At 61.2% G+C, this 14,989-nt stretch carries 14 protein-coding genes; 11 read left to right on the top strand and 3 right to left on the bottom strand.

Annotated features, from left to right (window positions below; all coding sequences use genetic code 11):
* Positions 1-52: 52 nt before the first annotated feature.
* From LDN82_RS15435 to LDN82_RS15410, 6 genes are all read left to right on the top strand, one after another.
* Positions 53-1,147, top strand: a complete 1,095-nt coding sequence (locus tag LDN82_RS15435; protein ID WP_275965577.1) for an ABC transporter ATP-binding protein — start codon at positions 53-55, stop codon at positions 1,145-1,147.
* Positions 1,147-1,890 carry an ABC transporter permease gene (locus tag LDN82_RS15430; protein WP_224164909.1) on the top strand — a complete coding sequence of 248 codons (744 nt, stop codon included), beginning with the start codon at positions 1,147-1,149 and terminating at the stop codon, positions 1,888-1,890. The genes LDN82_RS15435 and LDN82_RS15430 overlap by 1 nt, the downstream gene beginning before the upstream one ends.
* On the top strand, positions 1,887-2,633 hold the full coding sequence (locus LDN82_RS15425) for an ABC transporter permease (RefSeq protein ID WP_224088222.1): 747 nt from the start codon (positions 1,887-1,889) through the stop codon (positions 2,631-2,633). The genes LDN82_RS15430 and LDN82_RS15425 overlap by 4 nt, the downstream gene beginning before the upstream one ends.
* Positions 2,630-3,589 carry an ABC transporter substrate-binding protein gene (locus LDN82_RS15420; RefSeq protein ID WP_224164907.1) on the top strand — a complete coding sequence of 320 codons (960 nt, stop codon included), beginning with the start codon at positions 2,630-2,632 and terminating at the stop codon, positions 3,587-3,589. The genes LDN82_RS15425 and LDN82_RS15420 overlap by 4 nt, the downstream gene beginning before the upstream one ends.
* Positions 3,590-3,709: 120 nt before the next feature.
* Positions 3,710-4,930, top strand: coding sequence for a pyridoxal phosphate-dependent aminotransferase (locus LDN82_RS15415; protein ID WP_224088221.1), 1,221 nt, complete (start codon positions 3,710-3,712; stop codon positions 4,928-4,930).
* 51 nt (positions 4,931-4,981) lie between these two features.
* Positions 4,982-5,836 carry a polyphosphate kinase 2 family protein gene (locus LDN82_RS15410; RefSeq protein ID WP_224164899.1) on the top strand — a complete coding sequence of 285 codons (855 nt, stop codon included), beginning with the start codon at positions 4,982-4,984 and terminating at the stop codon, positions 5,834-5,836.
* A 14-nt stretch (positions 5,837-5,850) separates the two neighbouring features.
* Here LDN82_RS15410 and LDN82_RS15405 read toward each other — a convergent pair whose 3' ends face one another.
* Together LDN82_RS15405 and xseA are read right to left on the bottom strand one after the other, a co-directional pair.
* Positions 5,851-6,117, bottom strand: a complete 267-nt coding sequence (locus tag LDN82_RS15405; RefSeq protein ID WP_224164898.1) for an exodeoxyribonuclease VII small subunit — start codon at positions 6,115-6,117, stop codon at positions 5,851-5,853.
* A 53-nt stretch (positions 6,118-6,170) separates the two neighbouring features.
* Entirely contained in the window at positions 6,171-7,448 is a 1,278-nt protein-coding gene (gene xseA, locus LDN82_RS15400) for an exodeoxyribonuclease VII large subunit (protein WP_224164896.1), read from the bottom strand.
* Positions 7,449-7,650: 202 nt separating this feature from the next.
* Here xseA and LDN82_RS15395 point away from each other — a divergent pair, with 202 nt between their 5' ends.
* Complete coding sequence (locus LDN82_RS15395; protein ID WP_224164895.1) at positions 7,651-8,523, top strand: hypothetical protein; 873 nt, start codon at positions 7,651-7,653, stop codon at positions 8,521-8,523.
* Positions 8,524-8,532: 9 nt separating this feature from the next.
* On the top strand, positions 8,533-9,618 hold the full coding sequence (locus tag LDN82_RS15390) for a 4-hydroxy-3-methylbut-2-enyl diphosphate reductase (protein WP_224164894.1): 1,086 nt from the start codon (positions 8,533-8,535) through the stop codon (positions 9,616-9,618).
* A gap of 94 nt (positions 9,619-9,712) precedes the next feature.
* Here LDN82_RS15390 and LDN82_RS15385 read toward each other — a convergent pair whose 3' ends face one another.
* The gene (locus LDN82_RS15385; protein WP_224164893.1) at positions 9,713-10,960 is read right to left on the bottom strand and encodes a DNA recombination protein RmuC; all 1,248 of its coding nucleotides are present in this window, start codon (positions 10,958-10,960) and stop codon (positions 9,713-9,715) included.
* A gap of 110 nt (positions 10,961-11,070) precedes the next feature.
* On the opposite strand from LDN82_RS15385, the gene ychF reads away from it, so the two are divergent.
* From ychF to LDN82_RS15370, 3 genes are all read left to right on the top strand, one after another.
* On the top strand, positions 11,071-12,156 hold the full coding sequence (gene ychF, locus LDN82_RS15380) for a redox-regulated ATPase YchF (RefSeq protein WP_224088214.1): 1,086 nt from the start codon (positions 11,071-11,073) through the stop codon (positions 12,154-12,156).
* Positions 12,157-12,365: 209 nt separating this feature from the next.
* Positions 12,366-12,710 carry a DUF1877 family protein gene (locus tag LDN82_RS15375; RefSeq protein ID WP_224164886.1) on the top strand — a complete coding sequence of 115 codons (345 nt, stop codon included), beginning with the start codon at positions 12,366-12,368 and terminating at the stop codon, positions 12,708-12,710.
* Positions 12,711-13,245: 535 nt separating this feature from the next.
* Positions 13,246-14,928, top strand: a complete 1,683-nt coding sequence (locus tag LDN82_RS15370; protein WP_224164884.1) for an ABC transporter substrate-binding protein — start codon at positions 13,246-13,248, stop codon at positions 14,926-14,928.
* The last annotated feature ends 61 nt before the right edge of the window (positions 14,929-14,989 follow it).

Genomic DNA, 14,989 nt, shown 5'->3' with positions numbered 1-14,989 from the left:
GGTGGTGCTGGCTACGCTGGGTGAAGATCGTCCGCCGAAGATAGGCCCGGGTATGGCAGAAGCCATGATTGAGTTCCAGAGCGTGACCAAGCAATACCAAGGCGGCCAGCCGGCCGTCGACAACCTGACCATGTCCATCGACAAGGGGGCCATCACCGTCCTCGTCGGTCCCTCGGGCTGTGGCAAAACGACGTCCCTGCGCATGATCAACCGCATGGTGGAACCAAGTTCGGGCACCATCACGGTGGCAGGCAAGGATGTCTCCACAGTGCCGGCAGCGCAGCTTCGCCGCTCCATGGGCTATGTCATGCAGTCCTCCGGGCTGCTTCCGCACCGGTCCGTTTTGGATAACATCGCTACGGTTCCGCGGCTCAACGGCGTATCCAAAGCGGATGCGCGCAAACGTGCCGCAGAACTTCTCGACGTCGTTGGGCTGGCTTCGGTGCTCGGCAAACGGTATCCCTCGCAACTGTCAGGCGGTCAGCAGCAGCGCGTGGGAGTGGCACGCGCGCTCGCAGCCGACCCGCCGGTGCTTCTGATGGACGAGCCCTTCAGCGCCGTTGACCCGGTGGTCCGCGATGAACTCCAGCAGGAACTCCTGCGCCTGCAGCGCGAGCTGGCTAAAACCATCGTGTTTGTCACGCATGATATTGACGAGGCCACGGTGTTGGGCGACAAAGTGGCAGTCTTTGCTATTGGCGGCAAGCTTGCCCAGTATGCCGCCCCGGAAGAAATCCTGCGGGCACCGGCCAACGATTTTGTGGCCTCCTTCGTGGGCAGGGACCGTGGTTTCCGCCACCTTGCCTTCGACGTCGCCGACTCCGTGAGACTCCACCCCGTCACCATGGTGGGACAAACCGAGGGCCAAAACGCCGGACGCCGTTCGGGGGAGTGGGCGCTGGTGGTGGACGACGAATCACGTCCCCTCGGGTGGTCCTCACCCCGGGACGGTGCCGGGCTGGTCCCCGGAGGTTCCCTCTTCCATAAGGGAGACACTTTGCGCCGGGCGCTGGATTCGGCGTTGTCCTCGCCATCGGGATTGGGCGTTGCCGTGGACGACGACGGCAGGGTAGCCGGGGTCTTGAAGGCGCCGGAAGTCCTTGCCCTGATCGAGGAAGTCCGCCGCCACAGGGAGGACGCCACCTGATGGAGTGGTTCCTGGCGAACATTGGCCTGGTTCTCGGCTTGGCCGGCCAGCACCTTGTGCTCGCACTCATCCCGATGCTGCTTGGGCTGGTGATCTCAATTCCCCTGGCGCAGCTCGCCCGGCGGAACAGTACCCTGAGGTCTGTGGTGGCCACGGCGACGTCCTTGCTCTACACCATCCCGTCCCTGGCGCTTTTCATCATCCTGCCCACCATCCTGGGCACGCGGATCCTGGATCCCCTCAACGTCGTGGTCGCCTTGACGATCTATGCGGTGGCCTTGCTGGTCCGTGCCGCCATGGATGCGTTCGACTCCGTTGACGACGATCTCCGCAACGCTGCCGTGGCCATGGGCTTCAAGCCCTCGGCCCGCTTCTTCCAGGTGGACCTCCCGCTGTCACTGCCGGTCCTTTTCGCCGGGCTCCGCGTCGTGTCAGTCAGCAACATCTCGCTGGTCAGCGTTGCTGCCCTGTTGGGAGTCGGCAACCTCGGAATCCTGTTCACCGATGGTTTGCAGAGGACCTTCGTCACCGAAGTAGTGGTTGGCATCATCGCCATCCTTATCCTCGCCTTGCTGATGGATGCAGTCCTTGTGGTGCTGGAGCGTCTCCTGACTCCGTGGACACGGGCGGCAGGCGGCGGCACGGGCGAACGCAAGAACGGCACCGCCTTGCTCACTGAACCGAAAACCGGACCACACCTGCCCCACGCCCCAGTACGGCCGGATCCGGGTGCATCGGCATGAGCAACGTTTTTACGGACACCATTGCGTGGTTGACGGATCCCATTCATTGGACGGGAAGCGGAGGCATCCCCACGCGGCTGTCCGAGCATCTGCAGTACAGCGGGCTGGTGCTCCTCATCGCTGCGGCCATTGCAGTACCTGTGGGTCTTTACATTGGCCACACGGGACGCGGCAGGGTGGTTGCCGTGGCCATTGCGGGCGCCCTGCGGGCCCTGCCCACTCTGGGTCTGCTGGTCCTCTTTGCCTTGTTGGCCGGCAGCGGTTTGATGCCGCCGGTGTGGGCCCTGGTGATCCTCACGGTTCCACCATTGCTTGCGGGGACGTATGCGGGTATCTCCAGCGTGGATGCCACGGTGGTGGACGGAGCCCGGGCCATGGGCATGACGGAGCTTCAGATCCTGTTCCGTGTTGAGCTCCCCAATGGGCTCCTGGTGATGTTCGGTGGCATCCGGACAGCTGTTTTGCAAGTGATTGCAACCGTTTCGGTAGTTGCGTACTTGCCGCTGGGTGGCCTGGGACGGTATTTATTCGATGGGCTTGTCCTGCAGGACTTTCCGCGGATGCTTGGTGGATCGCTGCTGATCGCTGCCCTTGCCATTGCGGTGGACCTCGTTCTGGCCGCCCTGCAGAGGCTGGTCCTCCCGCCCGGCCTCACCCTCGACTCAAGCGGACGCCACACGGCGGCCGACGATCTCACAGCCGCAGCTCCCGCCGCGGCTGCCGTTCAAGGAGGTACACCATGAAAAATTCCGTTCCCATGACCCTTACGCGCCGTGGACTCGGCGGCCTCGCGGCCGGCGTCGGTGTGGCCCTCGCCTTGAGCGCGTGCGGCGGCAGCCCTTTGGCCACCCCGTCCACTTCTGCTCCCGGTGGGTCCAGCGGATCCAGTGGGCCGCTTGTGGTTGGATCGGCCGACTTTCCAGAGAGCCAGGTGATTGGCGAGGTCTATGCGGGCGCCCTGAACGCGGCCGGTGTCACGGCCACTACCAAGCCGAACATCGGCTCGCGCGAAATCTACTTCAAGGCTGTCCAGGACGGGTCCGTGGACCTCGTCCCGGACTACTCCGGCAACCTGCTCTCCTATGTTGATCCAGAGGCCACGGAGGTCTCGGCTGAGGACGTGTACAAGGCGCTTCCTGGCAAGCTTCCGGAGGGATTGGCGGTGCTTGATCCGGCAAAGGCGGAGTCCAAGGACGCCATGGTGGTCACCAAGGCCACTGCCGAAAAGTACCAGCTCAAGTCCATTGAGGACCTCGCCAAGGTCTGCAAGGACTTCACGATGGCGGCCCCGGCAACGTTCGAGACCCGTGCTTACGGCTTCCCCGGGCTGAAGAAGAACTACAACTGCGAGCTCAAGGGCCTTCAGCCATTCAACGACGGCGGCGGGAACCTGACGCTCCAGGCACTGTTGGAGGACAAGGTCCAGGTGGCCGACATCTACACCACCACACCGTCAATCGCTGACAACGACCTCGTGGTTCTGGAAGACCCCAAGAACAACTTCAAGGCCCAGCAGGTATTGCCGCTCTACAACAAGGCCAAAATGACGGACAAGGCCAAGGACGCGCTCAACAATGTGTCCAGGATCCTGACAACCGATGACCTTGTGGACCTGAACCGGGCAGTCAGCGGGGACCAGAAGCAAAGCCCCAAGGATGCCGCGGCCGCATGGCTGAAAGACAAGGGCATCGTTAAGTAGCGCCTGACGTAAACCGCGTACGACGGCGGTGGCGGACCCGTGCGGGTCTGTCACCGCCGTCGTCGTATCTGTGAGTTAAGTCTCAACTGAAGTCCATCACCGGTGTGGCATATTTGATGAATGGCGAATTTCAAGCAGTCCACCAAGCTTCATAATGTCCTTTACGACATCCGTGGACCGATTCTTCAGGCCGCCCAGCAGATGGAGGCAGAGGGTCACCGGATCCTCAAACTGAACATCGGAAACCCGGCTCCCTTCGGCTTTGAAGCGCCTGACGCCATTTTGGTGGACATGATCCGCCACCTGCCCAATGCCCAGGGCTACAGCGACTCCCGCGGCATATTCTCGGCCCGGACGGCCGTCTCGCAGTACTACCAGACCCGCGGAATCCAGAACATCCACGTTGATGACATCTACCTCGGCAATGGGGTCAGCGAACTCATCACCATGTCCCTCATGGCCCTCCTCGAAGATGGCGATGAAGTGCTGATTCCCACGCCGGACTACCCCCTGTGGACGGCTTCCGTTGCCCTGGCCGGCGGCCGGCCCGTCCACTACCTCTGTGATGAGGAGTCGGGATGGCAACCTGATCTGGAGGACCTGGAGTCCAAGATCACGCCGCGGACCAAGGGCATCGTGGTCATCAATCCGAACAACCCCACGGGCGCCGTCTACCCCGAGGACACGCTCAAGCAGATCGTTGCTTTGGCCGAGAAGCATGGCCTGGTCCTGTTTGCCGATGAAATTTACGAGAAAATCCTCTACGAAGACGCTGTCCACGTGAACCTTGCCGGACTGACCGGCGACGACGTCCTGTGCCTGACGTTCAGTGGCTTGTCCAAGGCCTACCGCGTTTGTGGCTACCGCGCCGGCTGGATGGCCATTTCCGGTCCCAAGAAGGATGCTGCCGATTACCTTGAAGGCATCAACCTGCTGGCCAATATGCGGTTGTGCGCCAACGTCCCGGCACAGCACGCCATACAAACAGCGCTTGGCGGCTACCAGAGCATCAACGATCTCATCCTTCCCGGTGGCAGGCTCCTGGAGCAGCGCAACAAAGCGTATGACCTCCTGAACGCGATCCCGGGTGTCAGCACGCAGCAGGCCAGGGGTGCCCTCTACCTGTTCCCCAGGCTGGATCCAGAGGTTTACCACATCCGGGATGATGAGAAGTTCGTCCTGGACCTGCTGAAGGAGCAGAAGATCCTGGTGTCCCACGGACGTGCCTTCAACTGGGTGCGGCCGGACCACTTCCGGATGGTGACATTGCCCAACGTCAAGGACATTGAAGAGGCAATTGGCCGCATGGCGGACTTCCTGTCGAGGTACCCCGGGAACTAGCCTGTGGTGCATGGCCGCGTCACGAGGTCGCGTCAGGCAGAAAGGCAAGCCATGCCCGTTGCAGTGGAGTTCGCCGAGAGTCCAGCCAAGGTGCTGAAGGTTGGGCCGGGTTTTTCGTTGGCCGGCGTGGATCCCCAGGCCACGCCTGGCTACGCCGGAACAAAGGCCGACGGCAAGTCCTTGTTGGCTGCACAGGACGCCAGGCTCGCAGAACTTCAGGAAAAGCTCTTCGCAGAGGGGAAGTTCGGGAGCAACAAGCGGCTCCTGCTGATACTTCAGGCCATGGACACTGCCGGGAAGGGCGGCATCGTCAGCCACGTCGTGGGCGCAATGGATCCACAGGGTGTCCAGCTGAAGGCATTCAAGGCACCCACTGATGAGGAAAAGTCGCACGACTTTCTGTGGCGGATCGAGAAAGAGTCACCCGCTGCTGGGATGGTGGGAGTCTTTGACCGCTCACATTATGAGGACGTCCTGATCCACCGCGTCCACGCATGGGCGGACTCCGCGGAATTGGAACGGCGCTACGCCGCTATCAACGATTTCGAGTCCAGGCTGGCCCAACAGGGAACCACCATCGTTAAGGTCATGCTCAACATCAGCGAGGATGAGCAGAAGAAGCGCCTGCTGGCGCGGCTCGATGATCCCGGCAAGCACTGGAAATACAGCCGGGGCGATCTCGCGGAGCGGGCGTTCTGGGATGACTACATGGATGCCTACAACATGGCCTTTGCGAAGACTTCCACGGACGTCGCCCCATGGCACGTTGTTCCGGCGAACAAGAAGTGGTATGCGCGGATCGCTGTCCAGCAGTTGCTTTTGGACGCCTTGGAGGGCTTGTCCCTGGAATGGCCAAAGGCGGACTTCGACGTCGCGACGGAACGTGCCCTTGTTGAGGAATCCTGAGCTTTAGGGAACCGTCATCGCGGCTGGTCTGTGCCGGCGGCAGCCCCGGCGTCGTTGGTAGCGTCCCTGGCTGTTGCCAGCCGTTTGCGGGCGCCCTCAAGCCAGTCCTCGCAACGCTTTGCCAACGCCTCGCCCCGCTCCCAGAGCGCCAGCGATTCCTCAAGGCTGGCTCCGCCTGCTTCCAACCGGCTGACCACTGCCACAAGCTGTTCGCGGGCTTCCTCGTAACTGAGGGAATCCAGGGAATCCGCTGAAGGTGCTGCGGGATTGTTCTCTGTCATGGTGGTCCTTCGCATTCGATGGTGAGTGTTTGTGCCGTGCAGCTGCCGCGAAATCAGTGCTCGACGAGTTGTGCTTGGCCGCTGGACACAGCCCTGAACCGGCCTTCTGCCACTCTGATGGCCAGCGGCGTGCCTTCGGGAGTCTGTGCCGGGCTGCTGACCACTGTGTGTCCGGCTTGGTCTTCACCGACGATCTGGACGACAGCGTAGCCGCGGTCCAGGGTCTTCTGCGGAGACAATGCCCGCACCTGGGCACGCAGGTGGTGGACCTGGTCAAGCGCCCGGACCACCGCTGTGCTGACGGCTGCATGCGACCTTCGCTGAAGCCGGGTGATGTCCTCTGATCGTGCTGCGACCATGGTGTCCGGCGTTGCCAGGACGGGCCGCGACCTCAAGGCGTGAAGCCGGTCCGTCTCCCTGTCCACCATTCTGCCAATGCTCCGGCGAAGATGGTCCCGGGCCTGGCGGACCATGGCGAGTTCCTCACTGACATCAGGAACGATGCGTTTCGCGGCGTCGGTGGGTGTCGATGCCCTCAGATCAGCCACGTCGTCCAGGATGGGACGATCCGCTTCGTGGCCAATGGCGCTGACCACCGGCGTTGTTGCCGCTGCCACTGCCCTGATCAAGTCCTCATTGCTGAACGGCAGAAGATCTTCCAAGGCGCCCCCACCTCTGGCGAGGACGATGACGTCGATGTGTGGATCGGCATCCAACGAACGGAGCGCGGCAAGGATCTGTGCAACGGCCGTATTGCCTTGGACAGCTACCTCGCGAACGTCGAATTCAACGGCCGGCCAGCGGAGTGCCGCATTACGGAGGACGTCCTTCTTGGCATCCGAATCCCGCCCTGTAATGAGCCCGATGCGGTGGGGGAGGAGGGGCAACTTCCGTTTGCGGGAGTCGGCGAACAGGCCTTCTGCGGCAAGGGCCTGGCGCAGCCGCTCGATCCTGGCAAGGAGATCACCCAGGCCCACGGGCCGGATGTCCTTGACGGACATGTTCAGGCGCCCGGTCTTGACCCAGAAGTCGGCCTTGACCAGGGCGACCACCCGGGAACCACGTTCAAGGGGTATCTTCTGGCGATCCAGGACCGTGGACCATACGGATGCCGGCAGTGAAATCTCAGCATCGACGTCACGGAGTGTCAGGAAGGCGTTCCCGCCACGCCGGTTGAGTTCGATGACCTGGCCTTCGATCCACGCCGCGGGCGCACGCTCGATGTGGGCCTTTAGCTTCCTGGATAGCAACTGCAGGGGCCAGGGGTTGTCGGGGCTGGTCTCCGCAGCGGTACCGGGCAGCGTTGATTCCGGGCTCGCGTCAGCTGCCATGGGTGATCCGTGCGTTTACCTGCATGTGTATATCCTCGCTAGCTGTGCGGCCGTGGTCGCGGCCAATCGGTCCCGCGCGCAATCAGCACCGGGCCGGCCTTCCAACTCTATCCATAGCTTTAGCAGTGGACCCCGACATTTTTCCTATCCTGTGGACAGACCTAGGATGGTGGCACTGGCCCCTTACCCCCGAGGATGACTTTTGCGCAGTTTCATTTCCGCGGTGGCAGTGGTGCTCGCCTTGTTGCTCACGGCCGTCGCAGTTCCGGCCGCTTGGGCGGACGTCAACGTGGTCAAGGAGGACGGCTTCGTCCACCTGGCCAGCGCGCTGGGCAAGGATCCCGAGTTCCAAAGCCGGCTTGCTACAGCCGCAGCGGGGAACTTCGAATCCTCCGTAAATCTTCCGGAACCACTCAAATCGGTGGCGGCGGATGCCCTCAGGGAAGCTGCATCCGGAATGCAGTCATGGCCTGAGTACCCCAAAGCATGGGAAGAAACGGCCAGGAACAGTCATCGGTTGAACTTCGGAGGAGGGAAGCAGCCGGAGGAGACGGTGTCCCATACAGCACTGCTCCTGGACATTGGCCCACTCATCAGGCTTATCCGCGACCGTCTATCCTCCGCCAGCGGACTACAAATTGAGGTCCCGGCGGAAAGTTTGGTGACCATGGGTGAACCATCCCAAAAGCAATTGGTTGATCGGGTGGCGGCCTTTGCCCCGCTCTGGTGGCTTGCCGCCGTCGGTGCTGTTGTTTCGGTCCTGTTGGCCCTCGCTGCTGCGCGTCGCCGCTCCCTGGTGATGGTCTCCCTCGGACTTGGCGGGTTGGTGCTTGCTGCGCTGTGGTCGGCGACGGTGGATCTGGCTGGCGGACTGATGGGAAGCCTCTCCAGTGGCAACGGTGTTGCAGAACTGTTCGAGCAGGAGTTCTTTTCGGCCGTGCGGACGGGCTTCGGTGAATGGATTGTCATCGCTGCTGTGGTGTCAGGTGCATCCCTGGCACTGGGGGTCACCGCATGGATCCTGTCCGCGAGACGGAGATCACCTTCTGCCAGCGGCCAGGGGCCGGGCCGGTAGCATGGAGGGATGACCAGCACAGCAGTTTCCATTCCGATGCCCACGGTGCCCCGCAGACGGCGATCACCGGAAGAGGTTCAGGCGGCGGCCCCTGTTACTGGACCCAAGAAGGTTCTGCTGGCGGCTCCCCGTGGCTATTGTGCGGGAGTGGACAGGGCTGTCATTGCTGTTGAGAAAGCCCTGGAACACTACGGACCACCCGTATATGTCCGCAAGCAGATTGTCCACAATGTGCATGTAGTGAGCTCCCTCGAAGAGCAAGGCGCCATTTTCGTCGAAGAAACGGATGAGGTTCCTGAAGGCGCCTTGGTGATTTTCTCGGCACATGGCGTTTCCCCTGCTGTAGTCCAGTCCGCCGAAGACCGCGGTCTTCGCACCATCGACGCGACGTGCCCGCTGGTCACCAAGGTTCACCGTGAAGCCGTGCGCTTCGCCAAGGAGGACTACGACATCCTGCTGATTGGCCACGAAGGCCACGAGGAAGTCGAAGGAACAGCCGGCGAGGCCCCCGAGCACATCCAGATCATCAACGGCCCCCACGAGGTAGACAGAGTCACCGTGCGGAATCCGGAGAAGACCATCTGGCTCTCGCAGACCACCCTGAGTGTGGACGAGACCATGGAGACCGTCCGCCTGCTCAAGGACCGGTTCCCCACGTTGCAGGATCCGCCCAGCGACGATATCTGCTATGCCACCACCAACCGCCAGGTGGCCATCAAGAAGATCGCTCCCCAGGCTGACCTGGTCATTGTGGTGGGTTCGGCCAACTCGTCCAACTCGGTGCGCCTCGTTGAAGTGGCACTTGAGTATGGGGCACGGACCTCCTACCGCGTGGACTTCGCGAACGAGGTGGATGAAAGCTGGTTCGAGGGCGTCGCCACGGTAGGTGTTACCTCCGGGGCTTCCGTCCCGGAAGTGCTCGTTCAGGACGTCCTCCGGCTTTTGGCGGACTACGGCTATGGCGAAGTCCAGGAAGTCGTCACGGCCGAGGAGGACCTTCTCTTCTCTTTGCCGAAGGAATTGCGGGCTACCCTCAAGGAGGCTGGCGACGTGACCCGGGCCCTCGGTGGCCGCGGGAACCGCCCTACGTCCTGAAAGTACTTGTCCTGAACGTACTTATCCTTGATGTAATTAGCAGGCCCGTTGTGGCAGCCACCCATTGGGAAGCTGCCACAGCGGGCCTGTCCTTTTAAGCTGCAGACTCCTCTTGGGCTGCAGCATCCAGGGAGTCCACCGCGAGCAGCTCGGGCGCAGCCAAGGCCCGCGGGACTGCTTCGACGGACAGGGGAGTGGCCAGTCCGGCGTCGTCCATGGTGTTGAGTTTGCGGGCAGTAGGGAGTACACGTGCCTCCAGTGTGCCGACCATCGCGTTATAGCGGTCCACCGATGTCTTCAAGGAACTTCCGAGTTTCCCGACATTCTCGCCCAGCGTGCCCATGCGTTCGTAGAGCTGTTTGGCCAGTTCGAAGAGTTCGTGGGCGCTGTCCGTCAAGACATCCTGCCGCCATGTGAATGCCACCGACTTGAGAACCGCCAGCAGTGTCCCCGGCGAGGCCAGGACGACGTTCCGGGAAAGGGCATGCTCCAACAACGCCGGATCAGCCTCAAGGGCTGAAGCCAAAATCGACTCCGCGGGGAGGAAACAGATGACGAGCTCCGGGGAGTTGCCCGGAATGTCCCAGTACTTCTTGGCTGCGAGGGCATCGATGTGGGCTTTGAGTGCCTTGGCGTGCTGTGCCAGGAGCGTCTTGGAATCATGATTGGCCGCTGGCCCGACTGATTCACCCATGGAGCCTTCGCCGTGCACTTGTTCCTGCGCCGCCAGATAGGAAGCCAGCGGGACCTTGGCATCCACCACGATTTGCTTGCCGCCTGGCAATTGCACCACAAGGTCCGGGCGCAGCGTGTTCTCGCTCCGGCCGGAGTGCACTTGCTCGTGGAAGTCCACGTGACGGAGCATTCCAGAGGCTTCGACAACCCTGCGCAACTGAACCTCGCCCCATTGTCCGCGGGCACTGTTGGATCGGAGTGCGGACGCAAGGGCATGCGTGGACCGTAATAGCTGTTCGTCGGAGAGCCTGGCGTCTTGAAGTTGCTGTGCGAGTTGGCCATATTGCTCCACTCGGTCGCGTTCCAGGAGCGAGACCTGCTGCTGTACGGCAGTGAGCTTTTCGGCCACGGGCCCGAGGGCGCGCAACACGCTGCCGTCTGAGGTCCTTGATTCACTCAGCTCCCGGTTCTGTGCGAACAGAAGCCGGCGTTCGGCGTCGGCGGCTGCGAGCTGGGCCGTCACGTCCGAAAGGCGCGACGAAACGGCGTCGAAGTCCTCCTCCAAACCGGCCGTCCGGCGTCGAAAGACTACATACGCACCGCTGAGTCCCACTGCGGCTCCGATGAGCAGCATGAGCAATGCCAAAACAAATCCAAATCCATCCATGAGGCAACCCTGTCATAGGGGTCCGACAGTTTTAGTGAAGGTCAGTTGACGGTGTTGTCTTCAGGAGCGAACAAGCATGGTTATCGCGGCAACGGGTAGAATAAATGCTCGTGGCTCTTACTATTGGCATCGTCGGACTGCCCAACGTCGGCAAATCAACTCTTTTCAACGCACTGACCCGCAACCAGGTGCTTGCTGCGAACTATCCGTTCGCAACGATCGAACCGAACGTCGGTGTCGTTAACCTGCCGGATCCCCGTCTGGCCAAGCTGGCGGAGATCTTTGGTTCCCAGAAGTTGCTTCCCGCTCCTGTGTCGTTTGTGGACATCGCCGGCATCGTGAAGGGCGCATCCGAGGGCGAGGGCCTGGGCAACAAGTTCCTCGCCAATATCCGTGAAGCCCAGGCAATCGCGCAGGTTGTGCGTGTCTTCGACGACCCCGATGTCATCCACGTAGACGGCAAGGTTGATCCGCGCTCCGACATGGAGACCATCAACACCGAGCTGATCCTGGCAGACCTTCAGACCATCGAAAACGCGATCCCGCGTATCGAAAAAGAAGTCAAGATCAAGAAGCGCGAAGCAGCGGAACTGGCCGCCATCAAGGCAGCACAGGCAGTTCTGGAGCGCGGCGACACAATTTTTAGCTCAATCAAGAGCGACAAGCTGGAGATGGGGCACCTCAAGGAGCTCGGACTTCTCACTGCAAAGCCCTTCATCTACGTCTTCAATGCCGATGAAGGCATTCTTGGTGACCAGGAAAAGCAGGATGAATTGCGTGCCCTGGTTGCTCCCGCAGATGCCGTATTCCTCGATGCCAAGCTCGAATCCGACCTCGTTGAACTGGACGAGGAAGAAGCCCGCGAAATGCTGGAAATGAACGGCCAGAGCGAATCCGGCCTGGACCAGCTGGCGCGCGTTGGTTTCCACACCCTTGGCCTGCAGACCTACCTCACGGCCGGCCCCAAGGAAACCCGTGCATGGACCATTCGCCAAGGCGACACCGCGCCCCAGGCCGCGGGCGTGATCCACTCTGACTTCCAGCGAGGCTTCATCAAAGCCGAGGTCGTCTCCTTCGATGACCTCATTGACGCCGGCTCCATGGCCGAGGCAAAGTCCCGTGGCAAGGTCCGCATCGAAGGCAAAGAGTACGTTATGGCCGACGGCGACGTGGTGGAGTTCCGCTTCAACGTCTGATCTTTTGCTGGGTTATCCACATAGCGCAAAGCGGCTGTCCTGCGGCGCTTGAGCCTCGGGAACACTTGGTGAATGGGAATCCGATATTACGCATATGCATTCGACGGCGACGTTACTGACCAAGTACTTTCCGACCCTTTGAGCGTCGTGCCGGCCGACCCGCTTGCTGACGCCTGGGGCCTTGAACCTGGTGCCGGGACCAGCGCGACATGCTCTATCTGGACAAGGCGTGGCGGCATTTGCAAGTTCTCACTGCGCCATTGAGTGCGGGGGCGGCGGCGCGAACCGCTTTTCGCATGTTTGAAGGTAGCGTCACGATGCATGACGAAGGCTGGGAGCCTTGGGTGCGGGCCTTGTCTCCGTCAGAGGTTTTAGCGATTGCTCAGGACTTGGATGAAGTCTCTGACGGGGAAGTACGGCTGCGGTTGCCGGTTTCGTCGCACCTCGACGGTGACCTGGAGGTCGATTACGCCGTTGGCTATCTTCGGCGGGCGCGAACCTTCGCCAGGAATCTCGCTAACGAGGGACGTGGCATGGTCTACCTCATCGGGTAGCGATGATGATGTGGACGGATCTGCTCGTGGTCGCCGAGTGGTTCTTGCCAGGCAAGGAACGAAACTGCGGCCACAGGAACAAATTGGGACGTTCAGCGGTATCGCTACCGTGTGTCTCTCATTCCGACGTCGACGCGCCACTGACGCTCGTCCGCTACGTGCGGCTTTGCCGGCAGTCACTTGCAGGTGCGTTCCGCTTTAAATCCAAAACGCGAACGCTGCCCTGGGCAGCGAAATTGTAAAGGGTCTCGGTTCAGAGTATGAACCGAGGCCCTTTTTGTGCCTAGAAACAGCTTGTCCTGCTGTCAGACAGCGAATATTACCACCGAGTAGCTTTTGACTTGAAATTCCCGCCACTTTAGGCATCTGGAGGTTGCGGAACGGTTACAGTTTGGCCAGCGAGTCCCAACATCCGGACACAATGTGGGTAGGCTTACACACACATGTAGGCAACGTCACAGTAGGAAACCTGTGCTCGCGCCTGGGGGTCATCACAAATTTCCCCTGATCAACTCCACGACTCATAGGAGGCGGAATGCGTTTCTCGCGCACTTCCAAAGCTCTAGGCGTAGCGGCGGTAATCGCCCTCGCAATGACCGGTTGCGGCGGCGGCTCCGGCAGCAACACGAACAGTTCTGCCGCAGCCGACCCCAACAAGGTCATCACCGCATACAGCAACGAACCGCAGCACCCGCTGCTTCCCGCAAACACCAACGAGGTGTATGGCGGCCGCGTTGTCGAGCTGCTGTTCGAAGGCCTCCGTGCCTACGATGCCAGCGGCAAGCCGGTCAACGCGCTGGCCGAGTCCATTGACACCACGGACTCGCAGAACTGGACCATCAAGGTCAAGTCCGGTGCCAAGTTCACGAATGGCGAGGCCATCACGGCCAAGACGTTTGTTGACTCCTGGAACTTTGCAGCGCTGAGCACCAACCTCCAGAACAACGGCTTCTTCTTCGAGTCCATCGAGGGTTACGCCGATGTCAGTGCCGTGAATGAAACCACTGGAGCCGACGGCAAGAAGACCTCCACTCCGGCACCGAAGGCTCAGACGATGTCCGGCCTGGCAGCCAAGGATGACCAGACCATTACCGTCAAGCTGTCCCAGCCCGAGGCGGACTGGTCACTGCGCCTGGGCTACTCCGCCTTCTACCCGCTGCCTTCCGCGGCACTGAAGGACCCGAAGACGTTCGGTGAAAACCCGGTTGGCAACGGCCCGTACAAGTTCGCCAAGGAAGGTTCCTGGGTACACGACCAGTCCATCTCCCTGGTCAAGAACCCTGACTACAACGGCCCGCGTGCTGCCAAGAACGGTGGCGTGACCTTCAAGTTCTACACGGACCCGGGTCCCGCTTACACGGATCTGCAGGCTGACAACCTCGACGTCACCGACGTCCTGCCTTCGAACGCGTTGAAGACGTACACCACGGACTTCCAGGATCGTAACTCCACCAAGCCGGTTGCCAACAACTCCACCCTGAACATTCCGGGTTACAACCCGAACTTCCAGGGCGAAGCAGGCAAGCTGCGCCGCCAGGCGCTGTCCCACGCCATCAACCGTGAAGAGATCACCAAGGTCATCTTCAACGGCACCCGCACGCCGGCCACTGAATTCACGGCTCCCGTGCTGGATGGATACAACGACAAGATCCCGGGCAGTGACGTCCTGAAGTTCGACGTTGCAAAGGCCAAGGATCTTTGGGCCCAGGCTGAAAAGATCAAGCCTTACGACGCCTCAAAGCCGCTGCAGATCGCTTCCAACACCGATGGTGGCAACAAGGAATGGATCGACGCCGTGGCCAACGGCTTCAAGAACAACCTCGGCATCCAGGCTGAAATCCAGCCATTTGCAAAGTTTGCTGAAGTCCTCGACCTGCGCAAGTCCCAGTCCCTTCCGGGCCTGACCCGCGCCGGCTGGCAGGGTGACTACCCGTCGCTCTACAACTTCCTTGGACCGGTGTGGGCAACCAACGCATCGTCGAACTACGAGAAGTACTCCAACCCGGAGTTCGACAAACTGCTCAAGGAAGGCCTTGCAGCCAAGACGCCTCAGGACGCCAACACCAAGTTCAACAAGGCACAGGAAATCCTGTTCCAGGATCTGCCCGGCCTGCCGCTGTGGTACCTGAACCGTCCGATTGTGTGGAGCAACAACGTCGTGAAGGCCGAGACCGGCTGGAACGGCGGCATCCTGTACTACAACATCGAGGCCAAGTAGTCCTCAGGATCTGAACTTGCCGTGAGGCATTGGGGGCCCGGCCATGGCGCCGGGCCCCCAA

The sequence above is a fragment of the Arthrobacter sp. StoSoilA2 genome, assembly GCF_019977195.1.
GTDB lineage: Bacteria > Actinomycetota > Actinomycetes > Actinomycetales > Micrococcaceae > Arthrobacter.
The sequence above is the reverse complement of the archived record's forward strand: the minus strand, read 5'-3'. Positions and strand labels throughout refer to the sequence as shown.